Origin of the sequence: Salinarimonas ramus, from assembly GCF_014645695.1 — a bacterium.
GTDB lineage: Bacteria > Pseudomonadota > Alphaproteobacteria > Rhizobiales > Beijerinckiaceae > Salinarimonas > Salinarimonas ramus.
This window is the reverse complement of the sequence record NZ_BMMF01000010.1, coordinates 74,950-93,303: the sequence shown is the minus strand read 5'-3', so window position 1 is coordinate 93,303 and position 18,354 is coordinate 74,950. Positions and strand designations below refer to the sequence as shown.

Sequence of the window (18,354 nt, the reverse complement as noted above, 5' to 3'; positions counted from 1 at the left end):
CCGGCGCAGCACCCGCGTCGTTCCGTCGATGCCGTGCCCAAGTTCGTCCATGCCCTGCGCCTCGCGCGCTCCTTCGCCCTCCTGTCGCGTGCGATCCTCGCCCGCGGAAAGCCGACTGCACGATCCGCAGCGGAGCGCCTGGCCATGTTCCCCGCCGACGGGCTGCCCGTCGCGGAGCCCGTCGTTATCCGCTGGAACGGTCATCACGTGCCCTGGATCACGGCGCGCACGGACCGCGACTGCGCCGTGGCTCTGGGCGCCGTGCACGCGCATCTGCGGCTCACCCAGCTCGAGGTCCTGCGCAAGGTCGCCTACGGCCGCGTCGCCGAGATGGCGGGACCGGCGGCGATCGACGTCGACCGCGCGCTGCGCACGCTCGGCATCGCGAAGGCCGTGCCCGGCATCCTCGAGATGCAGCCGCCGGAGACGAAGGAGTGGCTCGACGGCTTCGTCGACGGCATCAACCACGTCGTCGACAACGCCGCCCAGGACCCGCCGGACTTCCCCCTGCTCGGCCTGTCGCGCGAGCGTTGGACCGCGGCCGACGTCATGGCCGTGGGCCGTGCGGCCGTGGCGGACGTGAACTGGGTGATCTGGCTGCGGCTCATCCCGCTGCGGCGCGAGCCCGGCTGGCCCGACCTCTGGGACAAGCTCCTCGCCCACGGCACGGGGACGATCGCGAATCTCGCGGGCTTCGACCTCGAGACGATGCTCGCCTCGACGCTCGGCGCCTCGCTCAAGGGCTCGAACGCCTGGGCGGTCCACGCGGATCAAAGCGCCAGCGGCTCGGCGCTGCTCGCGGGCGATCCGCACCTGCCGATCTCGGTGCCGAACATCTGGCTATGCGCCGGCTACAGATCGCCGAGCTACCATTGCGTCGGCTTCCAGCTGCCGGGCCTGCCTTTCACGGCCTTCGGCCGCAATCCCGACCTCGCCTGGGGTGGGACGGCGCCGCACACGGCGTCCTCCGATCTCTTCGACCTCTCGGGGCTGATGTTCGAGCCCTTCGACACGCGCACCGAGACGATCCGCGTGCGTGGCGGGCGCGACGAGCCGGTGGCGATCCGCACCAGCCGTTACGGGCCCATCGTCTCCGACGCCGTGCCGATGAACGCCACCTACGCGCTGCGCTGGGTCGGGCACGAGCCCTCCGACGAGCTCTCCTCGATGCTCGCGCTCAACCGCGCGCGCAGCTTCGCGGAGTTCCGCGAGGCGGCCGACGGCATGGCGGTGCCCGGCCAGAACTGGATCGTCGCCGAGCGCTCGGGCGGCATCGGCAAGCAGATCGCGGCGAAGCTGCCGCGCCGCCCGCATGCGCCGCTCGCCGATCTCGTCTCGAAGCCCGATGCGCTGGAGCATTGGCGGGACTTCGTCACCGCCAAGGATTTCCCGCCCGAGCGCGATCCGCCCCGCGGCTTCGTCGTCTCCGCCAACGACCGGCCGGAGGAGGGGCCTGCCCCGCTCGCCCATTTCTACTCGCCGGTGGACCGGGTCGAGCGCATCGCGAGCGTCCTCGCCGCCGCGCGGCCGGTGACGCTCGAGACCATGACGGCGCTCCAGCGCGACGTCACCGTGCCCGGCGCGCTCGAGCTGCGCGATCGCCTGCTGCGTCTCGTCAAGGCAGCGGGGGAGCGGGCGCCCGGCGCCGGCGGGCCGTCGCGGGAGGAGGTGCTCTCCGCCCGCGGGGAGGTCGTGCCGCTGCTGGTCGACTGGGACGGGTCCTACCCCGAGACCTCGCGCGGGGCGCTCGCCTTCGAGCTCCTCGTGGCGCACGTGAGCGCGCACTACCATTCGCAGACCGAGCGCGCCTTCTACGGTGCGCTCTTCACGGCGCGCACGCTCATCGCGCGCGACCTGCACGAGCCGCGCACCGAGCTCGTCACCGCCGTGGCCGAGGCGCTCGTCGCGACGGCGGGCGAGCTGAAACGCCACGCGACCTGGGGCGACATCCATCGCCTGAGGCTCGCGCACGTGCTGGGCGGCCTGCCGCTGGTGGGCCGGCGGCTGGTCTTCGCCGACATGTCGGTGGGCGGCACGTCGGACGCCGTCATGAAGACGGCGCATCCCGCCGTGCCGCGCCCGCACCGCGCCTTCTACGGCTCCATCGCCCGCTTCGCCTGCGACCTCGGAGCCGAGGATAGCGCGCTCGGCGTGCTGCTGACGGGCCAGGACGGCTGGCTCGGCAGCGAGACCCTGCTCGACCAGCTGCCGCTGTGGCGCGAGGGGAGGGCGATGGCGCTGCCCATGAGCGAGGCGGGGGTGGCGCGCGAATTTTCGCATCTCACGGCGATCCCGGCATGCTCGACGCGACCCCCCTCCTGAGGGCCTATGCCGCGCGCCGGCGCCGGGTGCTCGACCGCGAGGACCCGATCGCCGCGCAGGCGCGCACCCTCGCCACGCTCGTCCGTCGTGCCGAGAAGACCCGCTTCGGCCGCGCGCACGGCTTCTCCGAGATCCGAACGTCGGAGGACTTCGCCGCGCGCGTCCCGGTGCGTGGCTACGAGGATTTCTGGGCGCGCTACTGGCAGGAGGACTTCCCCGTCCTGCGCGACGCGACCTGGCCGGGGAAGATGCCGTTCTTCGCGCTTTCCTCGGGGACGACCACCGGCCGGACGAAGTACATCCCCGTCAGCCGCGAGATGGTCGCCGCGAACCGCCGCGCGGCGCTCGACATCCTCGTCCATCACCTGGGCATGAACCCGCGCTCGCGGGTGCTCGCGGGCAAGAGCTTCATGCTCGGCGGCTCGACGGCGCTGGAGACGCTGGCGCCCGGCGTGCGCGCCGGGGATCTCTCCGGCATCGCGGCGGCGACCGTGCCCTTCTACGCCCGCCCGCGGACCTTCCCGCCCGAGCGGCTGGCGCTCGAGGAGAGCTGGGAGCGCAAGATCGCGGCGCTGGCCCCCGCCTCGCTGCGCGAGGACATCCGCGCGATCTCGGGCACGCCGACCTGGCTTCTCGCCTTCTTCGAGACGCTCGCGCGCATGAACCCGGCGCGGGGCGAGCGCCTCTCCGGCTTCTTCCCGGATCTCGAGGTGATCATCCACGGCGGCGTCGCCTTCGCGCCCTATGCCGAGCGCTTCGCGCGGCTCGTCGAGGGCACGTCGATCCGCCTCCAGGAGGTCTATCCCGCGAGCGAGGGCTTCTTCGCGATCCAGGACGGCACGCCCGAGGCGGGCCTGCGCCTTCTCGTCGACAACGGCATTTACTACGAGCTCGTGCGCCCCGAGACTCTCGGCACGCGCGCACCGGACCGCGTCTCGCTCGCCGATGCGGAGCTCGGCGTCGACTACGCCCTCGTCGTCTCCACGAATGCGGGGCTGTGGGCCTACGAGGTGGGCGATCTCGTGCGGCTCGTCTCGAGGGACCCGCCGCGCATCGTCTTCGCCGGGCGCACCGCCTTCACGCTGTCGGCCTTCGGCGAGCACCTGACCGGCGCCGAGATCGACCGCGCCGTCGCCGACGCGGCGCGGGAGGTGGGCGTCGGGCTCGTCGAGATCGCGGTGGGCGCGCGCCACCGCGCGCAAGGGGAGGCGGGCGATCACCACCTCTTCGTCGTCGAGTGCGTGGAGGGCGCGCTGCCGCCGGCGCGGGCGCGGGCGCTGCGCGACGCCATCGACGCCGCGCTCGCTCGCGAGAACGCCGACTACGCCGCCCATCGCGACGCGCGCCAGCTCGACGCGCCCGCGCTCCTCTGCGCGCCGCGGGGTGCCTTCGAGGGCTGGATGCGCTCGCGCGGCAAGCTCGGCGGGCAGAACAAGCCGCCGCGCGTCATCACCGATCCGGCGCTGCTCGCGGGGCTCGAACGCTTCGCAGGCGCGGGAACGCGGGTTTCGCCCGGCCGTTGATCCTCGCCGTGGCGGTGCCGCGAGGCCCGACCACGATGCGCGAGGACGACGAGACATGGCCGAGATCACCGCCCCGACCGAGATCACCTTCCCGACGAAGAGCCCCTTCACGCTGGGCGACATGGTGCGCGGCGACGCGCCCGACACGACGGCGAAGGGCTTCCTCTCGACGCCGACCGCGGTCGCGCGCGCCAAGAGCCGGCCGGCCGTGGTGATCCTGCCGGGGCTCGGCGGCATCATCGCCGAGCGCGAGCTGCGCTACGCCAAGCGCCTCGCGGACGAGGGCTACGTCGCGCTCGCGGTCGACACGTTCGGCAGCCGCGGCGCCGCCTACTCGAACCACACCTTGCGCGCGCTCCATGTCACCGAGACGATGATGCTCGCCGACGCCTATGCCGCGCTCGCGCACCTCGCGAGCCTGCCCATGGTCGACCCGGACCGCGTCGCGGTGATGGGCTTCTCCTACGGCGGCATGATCTCCGTGCTCGCCGCCTATCGCCAGATGGCGGAGCTGTTCGGGGCGGACGGCCTGCGCTTCGCCGGGCACGTGAGCTATTACGGCTGCTCGGTGCCGCGCTTCGACGATCCGACCACCACGGGAGCGCCCGTCGAGATCTTCCTGGGTGCCCTCGACCGCAACGTCGACCCGAAGCGCTCGGAGGAGATCGCCGAGGACCTTCGCCGGGGTGGCTCGCGGGTGGGCTTCCACCTCTTCCCGGACACCTACCACCAATGGGATTCGGAGAATCTCGAGAAGAAGTTCGTGCGCTTCTCGCTGTTTTCCTGCCGCTTCGCGGTGGACCGCGGCAACCAGCTGCGCGACCTGCGTACGCGCCTTCCCATCACGGGGCGGGTCTCGCGCACGCTCGCGCTGACCGCCAATGCCGATCCGCGCGGCTACCACATGCTGCGCGACGAGGGCGTGATGGCCAAGACCGACGCGCGTCTGTCCGAGTTCCTCAGCGAGGCGCTGGATCATCGCCCGGCGCGGGCGAAGCTGCCCGATGCCGGCGCACGAACGGCACCTGCGCGGCGATGAAGGCGAGGTTCATGGGCAGGACCGCGAAGGTCTTGAACGCGACCCAGACGTCCACCGGAAAATAGCGCCAGGTGATCTCGTTGAGAATCACGAGCAGCGTCAGATAGGCGATCGCCCGCCGGGTGAGCACGCGCCACGCGCGGTCCGACGACAGGACGAGCGAGCGGTGCATCACAGCCCGCAGCACGAGCCGCCCCGCGATGAGCCCGCCGAGCAGGACGAGGGCGTAGAAGCCGTTCATCACCGACGGCCGGACCATGATGATCCAGGCCTCCTCGGCCAGCAGGCTCGCGCCGCCGAAGGCGAGGACGACGAGGGTCGAGGCGAGGGGGGTGACCGGCAGCCGGCGCTCGCGCAGGAAGTTCGCGAGGAGCGCGAGCACCGTCGCGCCCATGAAGATCCCGGTGCCGACGAAGATGCCGCCGACCTGGTTGCCGATGAAGAAGGCGACGAGCGGCCCGAACTCGTAGGTCAGCCGCTCCTTCAGGCGCAGCGCCGGGACCGTCGGAGCGGTGTCCTCGCGGTTTTGCGATATCGCGTCCATCCGCGCTCCCAGGGGTCGCGCGCGGGCCTACGCGCAGAGCACAACGGCGGGCTGGGTGGCGGCGTTCCATCGGGATGGACGCCGTCCTTCCCGGGATGGGGCTCGACGTCGCGCATCCGAAGACGCTGCAAGCGAATTGCTTTCGCGCGCTCGCTCGCTATAGTCCGCGCCGCTTTCCGACCTCATCGAGCGGATGCGTGCCTCATCGATTTGCGCCGGAGGGTGCGGGCCGCGCCGCGAGCTTCCCAATGGAGCAGCGTGTGATCACTCCAGCTTACGCACAGGGCGCGGGCGCCGGCGGCGGGGACATCTTCCTCCAGCTCGTCCCCTTCATCCTCATTTTCGTCATCATGTGGTTCCTGATCATTCGCCCGCAGCAGAAGCGGGTGAAGGCGCATCAGGAGATGGTCAAGGCGCTGCGCCGCGGCGACCAGGTCGTCACCTCCGGCGGCATCGTCGGCAAGATCTCCAAGGTCGTCGACGACGCGGAGATCGAGGTCGAGATCGCCGAGGGCGTGCGCGTACGCATCATCCGCGGCATGGTGACCGAGGTGCGCTCGAAGAGCGAGCCGGTGAAGATCGACAAGTAAGGTCGCGCGGCAGGGCCGGCACAGGGCCCTGCCGACCCCGCGCCTCGGCACGGCGCCGCGGCGCAAGATGAAGGTTCCTCGCGGAATGTTGCGCTTCAAGACCTCGACCACGATCGCCATCCTGGTGGCCGTCGCCTTCGGCATGCTGCTGGCCATGCCGAACCTGCTCTCGCAGAGCCAGCGCGACGCGCTCGCCGCGGCGACGCCGAGCTTCGTGCCCTCCTTCCTCGTGCCCACGCAGGGTATCGTCCTCGGGCTCGACCTGCAGGGCGGCTCGCACGTGCTGCTGGAGGTGGACGTCGCGGAGCTGATGGGGCGCGAGGCGCAGAACCTGCGCGACCAGGTCCGTCAGGCCCTGCGCGAGACCCGCACGCCGCTCGAAGGCGGCATCCAGATGACCACCCAGGGCGTCCAGCTGCGCGTCCCGGACGACGCGGCCCGCGCCCAGCTGATGCCGCTCCTCGACGAGCTGGAGGTGCCGCTCGAGAGCGCCACGATCGGCCAGGTCGGCACGGCCGTGGTGGTGACGGAGGGGCCCGGCGGGCTCGTCACCGCGAGCTTCACCGAGCCCGGCGTGACCGAGCGCGTGTCGCGCGCCGTGACGCAGGCGATCGAGGTGCTGCGCCAGCGCGTCGACGCGCTCGGCACGACGGAGCCCAACATCCAGCGCCAGGGCGAGGACCGCATCCTCGTCCAGGTGCCGGGCCTGCAGGATCCCGAGCGCCTCAAGACCATCCTCGGCGAGACCGCGCAGCTCGAGTTCCGCTTCCTCGCCAATCCGGGCGACAGCGACGTCGAGATGCTGCCCTCCGAGGATCTCGCCGGCGAGCCCGTCGCCGTCGAGCGCCAGATCATCGTGGGCGGCGAGGACCTGATCGACGCCCAGCCCGCCTTCGACCAGCAGACCAACGAGCCCATCGTCAACTTCCGCTTCAACGTGTCGGGCGCGCAGCGCTTCGGCGACGCGACGACGCGCAACGTCGGCCGCCAGCTCGCCATCGTGCTCGACGACCGGGTGATCTCGGCCCCGCGGGTGCAGTCGCCCATCACCGGCGGATCGGGCCAGATCTCGGGCCAGTTCTCGGTGCAGGAGGCGAACGACCTCTCGGTGCTGCTGCGCGCCGGCGCGCTGCCCGCGCGCTTGACCATCGTGGAGGAGCGCACCGTCGGGCCGGGGCTCGGCGCCGATTCGATCCGCGCCGGCATCACCGCGGCCGCGGTGGGTGCTCTCCTCGTCGTGATCTTCATGGTCGCGTCCTACGGCTTCTTCGGCGTGCTCGCGACGATCTCGCTGACGGTCAACGTCGTCCTCATCCTGGGGCTGCTCTCGGCGCTCGGCGCGACGCTGACGCTGCCCGGCATCGCCGGCATCGTGCTCACGATCGGCATGGCGGTCGATTCGAACGTGCTGATCTTCGAGCGCGTGCGCGAGGAGGAGCGCCTCGGGCGCTCGGCGGTGTCCTCCCTCGACACCGGCTTCTCGCGGGCGCTGGGCACCATCCTCGACGCCAACATCACGACGCTGATCGCCGCCGCCGTGCTCTTCTTCCTCGGCACCGGCCCGGTTCGCGGCTTCGCCGTGACGCTGTCGCTGGGCATCATCACGACCGTCTTCACCGCCTATACCCTCACCCGCCTGATGGTCGCGACCTGGTTCAAGGTCCGCCGGCCCAAGACGCTCGCGGCCTGAGGAGGAGCACCGGACCATGTGGCTCGTCCGTTACATTCCCGTCGAGACGAAGTTCGGCTTCATGCGCTACCGGCGCTGGAGCTTTCCGTTCTCCGCGGCGCTATCCATCCTGTGCGTCGCGGCCTTCTTCGCGCTCGGCATGAATTTCGGCATCGACTTCCGCGGCGGCACGCTCGTCGAGCTGCAATCGCGCGAGGGGCCGGCGAACATCGGCGAGATCCGCGACGAGGCGAACGGGCTCGGCTTCGGGCAGGTGGAGGTGCAGCAGTTCGGCACCCCGCTCGACGTTTCCCTGCGCGTCCAGGTGCAGGAGGCGCGAGACGGCCTCACCGAGGAGGAGGTCCAGCAGGTCGTCGTGCAGACGCTGCGCGACACGTTCGAGGACGATTACGTCTTCCGCCGCGTCGAGGTGGTGGGCCCGCGCGTCTCGGGCGAGCTCGTCCAGTCCGGCACGCTCGGCGTGGTGTTCGCGATCTTCGGCGTGCTGGTCTATCTCTGGTTCCGGTTCGAGTGGCACTTCGCGGTGGGCGCCGTCATCGCGACGCTGCACGATCTCGTGCTGACGATCGGCTTCTTCGCCATTACCCAGATCGAGTTCAACATGACCTCGATCGCCGCGATCCTGACGATCCTGGGTTATTCGCTCAACGATACGGTGGTGGTATACGACCGCATCCGCGAGACGCTGCGCAAGTACAAGCGCCTGACCGTCTACCAAGTGCTCGACGTCGCCATCAACGCCACGCTCTCGCGTACCATCCTCACCGGCGTCACCACCTTCCTCGCTCTCGTGGCGCTGGCGATCCTCGGCGGCGAGGTGATCAAGGGGTTCGCCTACGCGATGATCTTCGGCCTCGTGGTGGGCACCTATTCCTCGGTGTTCATCGCAGCTCCGATCCTGATCTATCTGGGTGTGCGCCCGGCGAGCGAGATCGCGCAGGCCGAGGAGGCCGCGCGGGTCCAGGCGGCCGAGTGATGGCGGCGGACCGGCCGAAGGGAACGCTCTACGACGGCTTCGTCCCCGGACGCTACGCCATCGACGCCTATGGCGGCGGCGGCTTCCGCTTCGCCGACATGTCCCACCGCGGCTCGATCCTGGCGCTGCCGTCGGGCATCCATGCCTGGGACGCCCGCACGCCGCAGGATTTGACCCTCGGCGCCTTCGCCCCAGTTCTGGCGGAGGCCGAGGGGATCGAGCTCCTCCTCGTGGGCGTCGGGCGCGATCTCGTTCTCCTGGAGGAGGACGTGCTCTGGGGCCTTCGCGAGCGGGGCATGCGCATCGAGACGATGCAGACGGGCGCCGCCGCGCGTACCTACACGATCCTGCTCGGCGAGAACCGCCGCGTCGCGGCCGCGCTCCTCGCGGTCGCGTGAGCGGCCGGAAGGGAGTGGCAGCGTGGGCGACGACCCGGAGCTAGCGGACGATCTCGGCGTGCTCGGCGCCGGCGCGGAGGCGAACGCCCGCGAATGCGAGCGTATCGTGCGCCGGGACGATCGCGACCGATGGCTCGCCACGCTCTTCGCCCCGGCCGAGGCCCGCCCCGCGCTGTTCGCCCTCTACGCCTTCGCCGCCGAGATCGCCCGCATCCCCGAGCGCGTGAGCGAGCCGCTGCCCGGCGAGATCCGCCTGCAATGGTGGCGCGACGCGCTCGAGGGCACCCGCGAGGAGGAGGCGCGGGCGAACCCGGTCCACGCGGCGCTGACGGACGCGATCGCGCGCCACGCGCTCCCCCGCGCGCCGCTCCTCGCCATGGTCGAGGCGCGCATCCACGACCTCTACGACGACCCGATCGCGAGCGTGAACGATCTCGAAGGCTATGCCGGGGAGACCTCCTCCGTCCTCATGCGGTTGGCGAGCCTCGTCCTCGCGGGCGAGGGGGAGGCCGATCCCGCGTCCGAGCGCGCCCTCGCCGACGCGGCCGGCCATGGCGGCGTCGCCTACGCTCTCGCGGGGCTGATGCGGGCCTTTCCCTGGCATGTCCAGCGCGGAAGGCTCTACGTGCCGCCTGTCGAGACGCTCCAGCGCCACGGGCTCACCCGCGACAAGGTCGTCGCGGGGGAAGGCGGCCTGCCGCTGCAGGCGGCCCTCCAGGACATGCGCGCGCTCGCCCGCGAGCACCTCGCCCGCGCCCGCGCGGCGCTGGCGAGCGCCCCCGCGGCGACGAAGCCCGCCTTCCTCCCCCTCGCCCTCGTCGAGCCCGCGCTGAAGGCCATGGAGCGCCCCGGCTACGACCCCTACCGCACGATCGTCGAGCTCCCCCAATGGCGCCGCCAGCTCGTGCTGTGGTGGGCCGCGCGGCGGATGTGAGGGTGAGCGCCGCTCACGCAGCCGCGGCCGCGGGGCGGCGGCAGAAGGCTTCTCGGAGGATGCGGGCGAGGTCGTCGACGGCGCGCGAGCCGTGGTCGCGGCGCAGGTAGAGGCTCACGGCGAGCGGCGGGACGTGGGGGAGGCCCGAATCGGGCGGCAGGATCTCCAAGCCGGGCGGGACGGCGCAGGCGAGCATGGTGGTGACCGCGAGGTCGCTCTGCACCGTGGCGTTGAGCGCATCGACGTTGGCGATCTCGGCCACGGGGCGCCAGTCGATGTCGGCGGCGCGCAGGGCGGCGAGGGCCGGGGCGCGGATGGAGCAGCTCTCCGAGCCGATGGAGATCGGCACGGGCCGCTGCAGGTAGGCGTCCCCGCCCTCCGCGCCGACCCAGACGAGGCGGTCGATCATCAGGGTCTCGCCGTGAGGGTCGGTCGTGGGCTCCTCCACGATCCCGAGATCGATCTCGCCGCGCTCGAACGCGCCCTTGATGTCGCGCGAGGCGTGGCTGAGGAGGCGTACGCGCACCCGCGGACAGCAGCGCGCGAAGCGCCGGAGCACCGGAGCGACGAAGCCCGGGACGAGGTCGTAGGGAATGCCGAGCCGGATCTCGCCCGTCTCGACCGGCGCCGTCATCTCCGCCCAGATCTGGTCGTTCATGGCGAGGAGGCGCTTGGCGAGGCCGAGCAGCCGCTCGCCCTGGGCGGTGAGCGCCAGGCCGCGGCGCTCGCGCTCGAAGAGCTGCGCGCCGAAGCTGTCCTCCAGCCGCTTGATCTGCTGGCTCACCGCCGCCTGCGTGAGGTTGAGCACGGTCCCCGCGGCCGTCATGCCGCCGGTCTCGGCGACGGCGACGAAAGCACGCAGGAGCGCGGTGTCGAGGTTTCTGGCCATGATGCGGCTCCACGATAAGGGCTCGTGATCATGAGTATCATCACCATTCGTTTCCATGATGCAAGCCCCGTCGCTAGCCTCCTCTCATCCCAGCCGAGCCGAACAGAGGAGGCTCACCATGTCGACGACCTGCCTCGATACCACCAGGGCGACCAGCGTCCCGCTCGTGTCCCGCACCGACCCGTCACGCTCGAGCCTCGTGCGGATGGGCGCGGGCTTCCGAGCGGCCTACGCGCGGATCGCCCGCGCGATCCGCATGCGCCGTGCCGAACGCATCCTCCACGAGATGCCCGATCACATCCTCCACGACATCGGCATCGCCCGCGGCGACATCCACGACGCGATCCGCAACGGCCGCCCCTGGCGCGACGAGCCGCGCCAGCGGCTCTGATCCCGACGCCGCCCCGGCTCGACCGGGGCGGCCTCCCGGCGCGCCGGTCGTGCTCGGATCGCAGGTAGAAATCAGCATCGGAAAAACGCGAAATCACATCGAATCTACAAAACGCTGCGTGATTATCGTATTCGTTAAAGCAGATTCACTTTCGTCGTCTTTCGTTCCGCTCTCGGATCAATATTCTAAGCTCTGCGCATTAACCGGTGCGCGCGATCCTCCTGCGGGACGCGTACGCCGATCCGCGGCGATGCCCGTCCCGTTCGGGGTTCCCGCCATGCACGTTCTCGCGCGCTTCCGCATCACCACGAAGATCCTCTCCGTCATCGCCATCCTGTCGGCCATCGCGCTCGTCATCTCGGCCGTCGCGATCACCTCGCTCGCTTCGCTGTCGCGGGCGACGGACGTGATGGAAGCTTATTCCGAGCGAGCGATCCTCGCCGCGCGGGTCAACACCTCCATGCTGGCGGTCGGGCGCGAGCAGTTCCGGCTCGTCGCCGATCCGAGGCCGGAGGCGCGCAACCAGGCGCGGGCGCAGCTCGAGCGGGAGCTCGATCTGCTCGGCACGCGTCTCGCCGAGCTCGAGAGCGCCTCCACGGCCGAGCACGGTGCCCTCCTGCAGGCGATCCGCGCGGACTTGACGGCATACGAGCGCGGCCTCCAGGCCGTCTTCGCGGCGGCGGAGCGCATCACCAGCGTCGACGCCAGCGCCGAGATGGAGGCGCTGCGCACCGCCGCGGGGCGCAACTCCGCGATCGCCGACGACCTCAGGAATCGCACGCGCGAGATCGCCGACCTCCTCTCCGATCGCGTCGAGAGCGCGTCCGCCGAGGCGAGCGCCGAATACCGGACGTCTGCGACCATGATCGTCGTCATCGCAGGCGTGGGCATCGTCGCGGGCCTCCTCCTCGGGCTCGTGATCGCGCAGGTCGGCATCGGCAAGCCGCTTCGCGGCATCGTCGCCGCGCTCGAATCCCTCGCGAGAGCGGACTACACGGTGCGCGTCGAGGGCACCGACCGCGCCGACGAGGTCGGCGACGTCGCCAAGGCGGCGCTCGTCTTCAAGGAGAACGGCCTCGAGGCGGAGCGGCTGCGGCGCGAGAGCGCCGACGCGCAGGTCGCGCGCGAGCGCCGCCAGAAGGCGGTCGAGGCGGCGATCGCGCGTTTCGAGGAGGCCGCGCGCAGCGTCACCGCCTCCCTCGGCAGGTCGTCGGGCGAGCTCTCCGGCAACGCCGAATCCATGACCGCGACCGCCGAGGAGACGACCGCGCAGGCCACCGCCGTCGCCGCCGCGTCCGAGCAGGCGGCGTCCAACGTCGAGACCGTCGCCGCCTCGGCGACGGAGCTCGCCGCGACGGTGCAGGAGGTGGGCCGGCAGGTCGCGGAGACCGCGAAGCTCGCCGGCGGCGCGGCGTCGCGGGCCGGGCTCACCGTGGAGAAGGTCTCGCGGCTCACGGAGGCGTCGCAGCGCATCGGCGACATCGTCGGGCTCATCCAGCAGATCGCCGAGCAGACGAACCTCCTCGCGCTCAACGCCACGATCGAGGCGGCCAGGGCCGGGGAGGCGGGGAAGGGTTTCGCCGTCGTCGCCGCGGAGGTGAAGACGCTCGCCTCGCAGACCGCGAAGGCCACCCACGAGATCGCCGAGCAGATCCGCGGCATCCAGGACGTCACGGGCGACACGGCCACCGCCATCGGCGAGATCGCAGAGGCGATTCGCCTGCTCAACCAGTACGCGACCGGCATCGCCTCGGCCGTCGAGGAGCAGAACGTCGCCACCCGCGAGATCGCGCGCAACGTCGCCGAGGCCTCCGCCGGCACCAGCGAGGTGTCGGCGAACATCGTGGGCGTGCGCCAGGCGGCGGCGACGACCGGCTCGGCCGCGGCGCAGATCCTCGCGGCGTCGAACGCGCTCGACCGCGACGCGGCGGCTTTGCGCACCCGCATCGACGAGTTCCTCGGCGCCGTCCGCGCCGCGTGAGGAGCATCGCGGGGCTCCCTCGACGGGGAACGATCCCGTGCTCTCGAACCGCGGCGCCCGAGCACGCGTTCCGTCCCCGTCATCGGCCGCCTTCGCGGCGGCCCGTCGATGAAGGAGCGAGTCATGCCCGCCAAGTCGAAGAAGCAGCAGATGGCCGCCGGCGCGGCGCTCTCCGCCAAGCGCGGCGAGACGAAGAAGTCCGATCTGAAGGGTGCGTCGAAGTCGATGGTCGAATCGATGAGCGAGACGGAGCTCGAGAAGATGGCGCACACCGACCGCAAGAAGCTGCCCGAGCGCGCCTCGAAGGCCTGAGGCTCCCGGCGGAAACGAAGAGGGCGGCCCGAAGGCCGCCCTCGAAGTCGCGAGTGACGCGCGCGATCAGGCTTCCTCGCCCGTCTGCTCGGCATCCTCGTCGGAGCCGCGGCGATCGGGGCGATCGTACTCCTCGAGCGCCGCGCCGACCTCGAGGCCGAGCTCGTCGAGATCGAGCTCCTCGCGGGTGAAGACGTCCTCGCCGCGCGCCTGGCGCTCGGCCTCGTCGGCGGAGCGGGCGACGTTCACGGTCACCTTGGCCTCGACCTCCGGATGGAGGAGGATGCCGACCTGGTGCAGGCCGAGCGTCTTGATCGGCTGCGAGAGCTGGATCTGCTGGCGCTCGACCGAGAAGCCGGCGCCGGTGATCACCTCGGCGAGGTCGCGGGTGGCCACGGAGCCGTAGAGCACGCCCGACTCGCCCGCGGAGCGGATGAGCACGAAGGACTGCCCGTTGAGCTTCTCGTTGACCTCCTCGGCCTCCTTGCGGCGCTCGAGGTTGCGGGCCTCGAGCTGGGCGCGCTGCTTCTCGAAGCGCTCCTTGTTGGCGCCGGTCGCGCGAAGCGCCTTGCCGAGCGGCAGGAGATAGTTGCGGGCGTAGCCGTCGCGCACACGGACGGTCTGGCCCATCTGGCCGAGCTTGGGAACGCGCTCGAGAAGGATGACTTCCATCGGTCTCACTCCTTGGGTGGTTTTCTGGTGATCGTCGGCGGGCGACCGGAGAAGAACCGCCGCCTGATGCCGAAAGCGGAATCGGCGATGCCGAAGAGCAGCATCGCGACGAGGATCAGCCCCTGGCTGAACAGGATCAGCGTGTAGGTGCCGAAGAGCAGGAAGACGCGGCCCGGCCGGCCCCGGCTGACGTCGTGGATCGCGGCGAGCCCCTGGAGCGCGAAGGCCATCACGAAGGCGCCCGTGAGCGCCCCGGCGAACACGCCGACAAAGCCGCCCGCGAGGTTCGCGACGACGACGGCGCCGAGGAAGGCGTAGACCGCCTCGCGCGGCATGAGCGTCGAGGGCACGTCCGGCCAGGGCCGGGCGAGCCGGCCGGAGATCTGGACGATCTTGGCGCCGAGCCAGACGTAGAGGACGAGGATGACCGTGAAGCCCTGCGCGGCGAAGACCGGGGCGAGGCTCGCGACCATTCCGGCGAGCGTGTCGGCGTCGACCTCGGCGCCCGGGGGAGGGGGCTGCGCCGAGAAGAGCGCGTCCGTCGCCTCGCGCACGCGCATCTCGTAGAGCGCGTAGTCGAAGTCCGGAACGGCCGCGGCGGCGAGGAAGGTGAGCGCCGCGACGCCGGCGATCCAGGCGAGGAGCCGCCCGAGCGGGTACCATTCCATGGTCCCGTCGGGCGCGGCGCGGCCCAGCAGCACGAGATAGGCGAGCCACCAGGCGGGCAGGCCGCTCGCCACGGCGAAGCCGAGGCCGGAGACGGGCTCGAGCGTGATCGAGAGCGCGATGCCGCCGACGGCGGCGCCGACGAGGCCGGCGCGGTGGTCCCATCCCAGGGCGGCGACGAGGATCGGGATCGGCGCGAGCAGATACAGGACGAGCGCGATGGCGCTGCCCTGGGTCACCGTGGCGGTGAGGAGCGCGGAGACGAGGCCCGCGCCAATGCCGATCGGTATGAAATGGCTCACGTCGCTGTCCCGTCGCGGTCTCGCGAGGTTAGGGACGGCTCGAAGGTCGCTCATCGACCCGGCCGCCCCAACGCGCCCGGCGCGTGCGCCGGGCGAGGGGTCTCGTTCGTGATGTCAGGCGAGCGCGCGGGCGCTCACTTGATCACGAAGGGCAACAGGCCGAGGATGCGCGCGCGCTTGATCGCCTGGGCGAGCTCGCGCTGCTTCTTGGCCGACACCGCCGTGATGCGGGAGGGAACGATCTTGCCGCGCTCGGACACGTAGCGCGAGAGCAGCTTGACGTCCTTGTAGTCGATCTTCGGCGCATTGGCGCCCGAGAACGGGCACGTCTTGCGACGACGGAAGAAGGGGCGACGGCCCCCGGCAGCACCACCAGCCATGATCAGCCCTCCTCGCTCTGGCTCGACGTGTCCTCGTCGCGCCGACGGCGCTCGCCGCCGCGCTCGCCACGATCGCGGTCGCCACGCGGGCCGCGATCGTCGCCGAAGCGATCACCGCCGCGGCGGTCGTCGCGACGGTCGTCGCGGTCGCGCTTCTGCATCATGGCGGAGGGCTCGGGATCGAGGGCCTCGACCTTGATGGTCATGAAGCGCAGGACGTCCTCGGAGAGGCGCATCTGACGCTCCATCTCCGCCACCGCGGGATGCGGGGCGTCGATGTTCAGGAGCGTGAAGTGGGCCTTGCGGCTCTTCTTGATGCGGTAGGCGAGCGTCTTGAGCCCCCAGGGCTCGACCTTCTCCACCTTGCCGCCATTGCCTTCGATGATCCCCTTGAAGGTCTCGACCATCGATTCGACCTGCTGGCTCGTCACGTCGGGACGTGCCAGGAAGACGTGCTCGTACAACGCCATCGGCTATCGGCCTCTCTCTTTCCAATCGCGCGTCCAGTCGGCGCCAAGCCCTTCGAGCCGCGAGGCCCAAAGCGATTGTTCGAAGGCGGGAACACGGGACGCCGGGGCACGGAGCCCCCGACGCTCGACACGCGAGCGACCGTCCGTTCAGCCCCCGGCCGGAGCGAACGCGAAGGCTGCGGACATACGCGATGGCGGGGAGGATGGCAAGCGCGTGCGCGCATCTATTTGGCGACGATATCGGTTTTGACGTGAACCATCACCCCTCCTACAATGCCGGCATGACCGCGACGAACACGATCGAGACCCCCGCGCCGCCGGCGAACGACACGCAGGACGCGGTGCGGGTGTGGCTGCGCTTCGTGCGGCTGCAGCAGCGCCTGTCGAACGGCATCGCGGCCGAGCTGCGCGCGATCGGCCTCTCGATCCCGCAATTCGACCTCGTCTCGACCCTCTCCGAGCGGGAGGGAATCACCCAGGGCGAGCTGGCGCAGCGCCTCTACGTCACCAAGGGCAACGTCTCGGGCCTCGTCGACCGGCTGGTGGAGGCGGGGCTCGTCGAGCGCCGGCCGATCCCGGGGGATCGGCGCTCGCACGCGCTGCATCTCACCCGCGACGGGCGCGCCCGCGCGGCCGAGGGCATCGCCGCCCAGCGCGCCTTCGTGGCGCGTACGCTCGGGCGCCTGCCCGATTCGGACGTCGGCGAGCTCGACCGTATCCTGCGGGCCTGGCGCGACGTCGCCCGCGAGACGCTCTGAGCGCGCAGCGGAGACGCATCATGTACGACGCGATCGCCTTCGCGGGCGGTGGCAATCGCTGCTATTGGCAGGGCGGCTTCTACGACGTCGCCGGTCCGGCGCTGGGGCTCGCGCCCTCCCTCGTCGTCGGCGCCAGCGCGGGGGCGTGGGCGGCCTGCTATTCCATGCTGGGCTTCGGCGAGAGCGTGCGCGAGATGGTCGTGCACGGCTGCTCGCAGGGCGTGCCGAACCTCGACTTCGCCGCCCTGCGCCGCGGCGGCCCGGCCTTCCCCGTGGCCGCCATGTATCGCGAGATGCTCGGCGAGGTGCTCGACACGCACGCCGTCACGCGCCTGCGCGAGCCGGGCATGCCGGACGTGCTGATCGCCGTCGCGCGCCCGCCGCGGCGCCTGCCGCTCTCGCTCGCGATCCCGCTCGGCATCCTCGTGTACCAGCTCGAGAAGGCGATCGCGAAGCCGGTTCATCCCCGCGGCGGTCGCCTGCTCGGCTTCAGGCCCGACTTCGTGCGCGTGCGCGATCTCGAGAGCCCCGAGGCGCTCGTCGCAGCGCTGCTGGCGAGCGCGAGCGTCCCGCCGATCATGCCGGTCGGCTCCGTCGCCGGCGCGCCCGCCCTCGACGGCGGGCTCGTGGACAACGTGCCGGTGGAGCCCCTGAGCGCGGTCGAGGCGCGGGGCGGGCGCACGCTCGTCCTCGTCACCCGGCGCTACGCGCGCCTGCCGCAGGTGCCGAACCGGACCTACGTGCAGCCCTCGCAGCGGATCGCCGTGGGCCAGTTCGACGTGACGCGCCCCGACGCCATCGCCTCCGCCTACGCGCTGGGGCGCGCCGACGGGGAGGCGTTCGTCGCGAGCGTCCGGAGCGGGGAGGGCGCGGCCGCAGGGGCTGCATGACGCGGTCGGAGGAGCCTCTCCCGGGAACTCGCGGGCGCGCCACGCTTTGGCCGGCCTGGTTTCGACATCACCCGGGAGGCCCCCATGCCGAACACGACTTCGCGCCTCGCGCCGTTCGCTCTCGCCCTCGTCCTGCCTTTCGCCGCCGCGCCGGCGCTGGCGCAGGACGCGCCCGCGACAGGCGCGCCGGCCTTCTCCGAGGACGTCACCGGCTCGATCTCGGACGCCGCCTCGGCGCTGGCGGATGCGGGCGAGAACGCGCTCCTCGTGCGCGATCTCCTGGGCATGGAGCTGAAGGACCCCTCCGGCGAGACCGCCGGGACGGTGCGCAATTTCGTCGTCATCCCCGGCGGGCGCCTCGTCGCCGCCATGGTGGAGACGCCCGACGGCCGGCGCGTGCCGGTGCCCTTCGCCGCGATCAAGCTCGCGGGCAACGCGCAGGCCGCGGAGGCGACGCTCGACCAGCCGCTCTCCGAGCTGAGCGCCGACGACGCCTTCGGCGAGCTCGAGGACGCGCTTCCCACGGGCGCCGCCGACTGAGCCGCGCGGGGACGCGCCAACAAGGCCCTTGAATCGCGCGACGAACGCGGCTAAGCGGGCGGCCACGTCGCCCGAGGCCGCGCGAGC

General features: G+C 71.5%; 20 protein-coding genes. 14 read left to right on the top strand and 6 right to left on the bottom strand.

The features are described 5' to 3' along the window. The first annotated feature begins 33 nt into the window (after positions 1-33). Genes IEX89_RS16640 through IEX89_RS16630 form a run of 3 tightly spaced genes read left to right on the top strand, consistent with a single transcriptional unit; the run spans position 34 to position 4,884 of the window. The gene (locus tag IEX89_RS16640; protein ID WP_188914374.1) at positions 34-2,322 is read left to right on the top strand and encodes a penicillin acylase family protein; all 2,289 of its coding nucleotides are present in this window, start codon (positions 34-36) and stop codon (positions 2,320-2,322) included. Next, positions 2,298-3,845, top strand: coding sequence for a GH3 family acyl-acid amido synthetase (locus tag IEX89_RS16635; protein WP_188914373.1), 1,548 nt, complete (start codon positions 2,298-2,300; stop codon positions 3,843-3,845). The genes IEX89_RS16640 and IEX89_RS16635 overlap by 25 nt, the downstream gene beginning before the upstream one ends. A 55-nt stretch (positions 3,846-3,900) precedes the next feature. Next, positions 3,901-4,884 (top strand): dienelactone hydrolase family protein, encoded by a 984-nt coding sequence (locus tag IEX89_RS16630; RefSeq protein WP_188914372.1) that lies wholly within the window; start codon positions 3,901-3,903, stop codon positions 4,882-4,884. Here the strand turns inward: IEX89_RS16630 and IEX89_RS16625 are convergent. Next, positions 4,805-5,428, bottom strand: a complete 624-nt coding sequence (locus tag IEX89_RS16625; RefSeq protein ID WP_188914371.1) for an inner membrane-spanning protein YciB — start codon at positions 5,426-5,428, stop codon at positions 4,805-4,807. The genes IEX89_RS16630 and IEX89_RS16625 overlap by 80 nt on opposite strands. Positions 5,429-5,688: 260 nt before the next feature. Between IEX89_RS16625 and yajC the strand changes: the two genes are divergently transcribed. From yajC to IEX89_RS16600, 5 genes are all read left to right on the top strand, one after another. Next, positions 5,689-6,018 carry a preprotein translocase subunit YajC gene (gene yajC / locus IEX89_RS16620; protein WP_244645528.1) on the top strand — a complete coding sequence of 110 codons (330 nt, stop codon included), beginning with the start codon at positions 5,689-5,691 and terminating at the stop codon, positions 6,016-6,018. An 85-nt stretch (positions 6,019-6,103) separates the two neighbouring features. Continuing rightward, positions 6,104-7,708: a protein translocase subunit SecD gene (gene secD, locus IEX89_RS16615; RefSeq protein WP_188914369.1), complete on the top strand. Its 1,605-nt coding sequence runs from the start codon at positions 6,104-6,106 to the stop codon at positions 7,706-7,708. Between the two features lie 16 nt (positions 7,709-7,724). Further along, positions 7,725-8,684 carry a protein translocase subunit SecF gene (gene secF / locus IEX89_RS16610; RefSeq protein WP_188914368.1) on the top strand — a complete coding sequence of 320 codons (960 nt, stop codon included), beginning with the start codon at positions 7,725-7,727 and terminating at the stop codon, positions 8,682-8,684. Then, positions 8,684-9,082, top strand: coding sequence for an Mth938-like domain-containing protein (locus IEX89_RS16605; RefSeq protein WP_188914367.1), 399 nt, complete (start codon positions 8,684-8,686; stop codon positions 9,080-9,082). The genes secF and IEX89_RS16605 overlap by 1 nt, the downstream gene beginning before the upstream one ends. A 22-nt stretch (positions 9,083-9,104) precedes the next feature. Next, positions 9,105-10,016: a phytoene/squalene synthase family protein gene (locus tag IEX89_RS16600; protein ID WP_308423841.1), complete on the top strand. Its 912-nt coding sequence runs from the start codon at positions 9,105-9,107 to the stop codon at positions 10,014-10,016. A 13-nt stretch (positions 10,017-10,029) separates the two neighbouring features. Here IEX89_RS16600 and IEX89_RS16595 read toward each other — a convergent pair whose 3' ends face one another. Next, positions 10,030-10,905 carry a LysR family transcriptional regulator gene (locus IEX89_RS16595; protein ID WP_188914366.1) on the bottom strand — a complete coding sequence of 292 codons (876 nt, stop codon included), beginning with the start codon at positions 10,903-10,905 and terminating at the stop codon, positions 10,030-10,032. A 118-nt stretch (positions 10,906-11,023) separates the two neighbouring features. Here IEX89_RS16595 and IEX89_RS16590 point away from each other — a divergent pair, with 118 nt between their 5' ends. From IEX89_RS16590 to IEX89_RS16580, 3 genes are all read left to right on the top strand, one after another. Then, positions 11,024-11,296, top strand: coding sequence for a YjiS-like domain-containing protein (locus IEX89_RS16590; protein ID WP_244645520.1), 273 nt, complete (start codon positions 11,024-11,026; stop codon positions 11,294-11,296). 250 nt (positions 11,297-11,546) lie between these two features. Next, positions 11,547-13,277, top strand: coding sequence for a methyl-accepting chemotaxis protein (locus IEX89_RS16585; RefSeq protein WP_188914365.1), 1,731 nt, complete (start codon positions 11,547-11,549; stop codon positions 13,275-13,277). A gap of 123 nt (positions 13,278-13,400) precedes the next feature. Beyond that, a complete protein-coding gene (locus IEX89_RS16580; protein ID WP_188914364.1) occupies positions 13,401-13,589 on the top strand; it encodes a DUF3008 family protein in 189 nt (62 codons plus the stop codon). Between the two features lie 66 nt (positions 13,590-13,655). On the opposite strand, the gene rplI is transcribed toward IEX89_RS16580, so the two are convergent. From rplI to rpsF, 4 genes are all read right to left on the bottom strand, one after another. Beyond that, on the bottom strand, positions 13,656-14,261 hold the full coding sequence (gene rplI, locus IEX89_RS16575) for a 50S ribosomal protein L9 (RefSeq protein WP_188914363.1): 606 nt from the start codon (positions 14,259-14,261) through the stop codon (positions 13,656-13,658). 5 nt (positions 14,262-14,266) lie between these two features. Beyond that, a complete protein-coding gene (locus tag IEX89_RS16570) occupies positions 14,267-15,229 on the bottom strand; it encodes a DUF2232 domain-containing protein (protein WP_188914362.1) in 963 nt (320 codons plus the stop codon). A 134-nt stretch (positions 15,230-15,363) separates the two neighbouring features. Continuing rightward, positions 15,364-15,609, bottom strand: a complete 246-nt coding sequence (rpsR, locus tag IEX89_RS16565; protein WP_188914361.1) for a 30S ribosomal protein S18 — start codon at positions 15,607-15,609, stop codon at positions 15,364-15,366. A gap of 2 nt (positions 15,610-15,611) precedes the next feature. Continuing rightward, positions 15,612-16,079, bottom strand: coding sequence for a 30S ribosomal protein S6 (gene rpsF / locus IEX89_RS16560; RefSeq protein ID WP_188914360.1), 468 nt, complete (start codon positions 16,077-16,079; stop codon positions 15,612-15,614). A gap of 281 nt (positions 16,080-16,360) precedes the next feature. Between rpsF and IEX89_RS16555 the strand changes: the two genes are divergently transcribed. The 3 genes from IEX89_RS16555 to IEX89_RS16545 all read left to right on the top strand — a co-directional run bounded on the left by IEX89_RS16555 (position 16,361) and on the right by IEX89_RS16545 (position 18,267). Then, positions 16,361-16,837, top strand: a complete 477-nt coding sequence (locus tag IEX89_RS16555) for a MarR family winged helix-turn-helix transcriptional regulator (RefSeq protein WP_188914492.1) — start codon at positions 16,361-16,363, stop codon at positions 16,835-16,837. Positions 16,838-16,857: 20 nt separating this feature from the next. Next, the gene (locus IEX89_RS16550; protein WP_188914359.1) at positions 16,858-17,727 is read left to right on the top strand and encodes a patatin-like phospholipase family protein; all 870 of its coding nucleotides are present in this window, start codon (positions 16,858-16,860) and stop codon (positions 17,725-17,727) included. Between the two features lie 84 nt (positions 17,728-17,811). Next, complete coding sequence (locus tag IEX89_RS16545) at positions 17,812-18,267, top strand: PRC-barrel domain-containing protein (protein ID WP_188914358.1); 456 nt, start codon at positions 17,812-17,814, stop codon at positions 18,265-18,267. Positions 18,268-18,354 lie beyond the last annotated feature (87 nt).

What these genes read in the sequence shown, in the direction of transcription:
- IEX89_RS16635 (WP_188914373.1), top strand. Translation starts at nt 2,298, where the DNA reads ATGCTCGACGCGACCCCCCTCCTGAGGGCCTATGCCGCGCGCCGGCGC.
- IEX89_RS16630 (WP_188914372.1), top strand. Translation starts at nt 3,901, where the DNA reads ATGGCCGAGATCACCGCCCCGACCGAGATCACCTTCCCGACGAAGAGC.
- IEX89_RS16625 (WP_188914371.1), bottom strand. Translation starts at nt 5,428, where the DNA reads ATGGACGCGATATCGCAAAACCGCGAGGACACCGCTCCGACGGTCCCG.
- secD (WP_188914369.1), top strand. Translation starts at nt 6,104, where the DNA reads ATGTTGCGCTTCAAGACCTCGACCACGATCGCCATCCTGGTGGCCGTC.
- secF (WP_188914368.1), top strand. Translation starts at nt 7,725, where the DNA reads ATGTGGCTCGTCCGTTACATTCCCGTCGAGACGAAGTTCGGCTTCATG.
- IEX89_RS16605 (WP_188914367.1), top strand. Translation starts at nt 8,684, where the DNA reads ATGGCGGCGGACCGGCCGAAGGGAACGCTCTACGACGGCTTCGTCCCC.
- IEX89_RS16595 (WP_188914366.1), bottom strand. Translation starts at nt 10,905, where the DNA reads ATGGCCAGAAACCTCGACACCGCGCTCCTGCGTGCTTTCGTCGCCGTC.
- IEX89_RS16590 (WP_244645520.1), top strand. Translation starts at nt 11,024, where the DNA reads ATGTCGACGACCTGCCTCGATACCACCAGGGCGACCAGCGTCCCGCTC.
- IEX89_RS16585 (WP_188914365.1), top strand. Translation starts at nt 11,547, where the DNA reads ATGCCCGTCCCGTTCGGGGTTCCCGCCATGCACGTTCTCGCGCGCTTC.
- IEX89_RS16580 (WP_188914364.1), top strand. Translation starts at nt 13,401, where the DNA reads ATGCCCGCCAAGTCGAAGAAGCAGCAGATGGCCGCCGGCGCGGCGCTC.
- rplI (WP_188914363.1), bottom strand. Translation starts at nt 14,261, where the DNA reads ATGGAAGTCATCCTTCTCGAGCGCGTTCCCAAGCTCGGCCAGATGGGC.
- rpsR (WP_188914361.1), bottom strand. Translation starts at nt 15,609, where the DNA reads ATGGCTGGTGGTGCTGCCGGGGGCCGTCGCCCCTTCTTCCGTCGTCGC.
- rpsF (WP_188914360.1), bottom strand. Translation starts at nt 16,079, where the DNA reads ATGGCGTTGTACGAGCACGTCTTCCTGGCACGTCCCGACGTGACGAGC.
- IEX89_RS16555 (WP_188914492.1), top strand. Translation starts at nt 16,361, where the DNA reads ATGACCGCGACGAACACGATCGAGACCCCCGCGCCGCCGGCGAACGAC.
- IEX89_RS16550 (WP_188914359.1), top strand. Translation starts at nt 16,858, where the DNA reads ATGTACGACGCGATCGCCTTCGCGGGCGGTGGCAATCGCTGCTATTGG.
- IEX89_RS16545 (WP_188914358.1), top strand. Translation starts at nt 17,812, where the DNA reads ATGCCGAACACGACTTCGCGCCTCGCGCCGTTCGCTCTCGCCCTCGTC.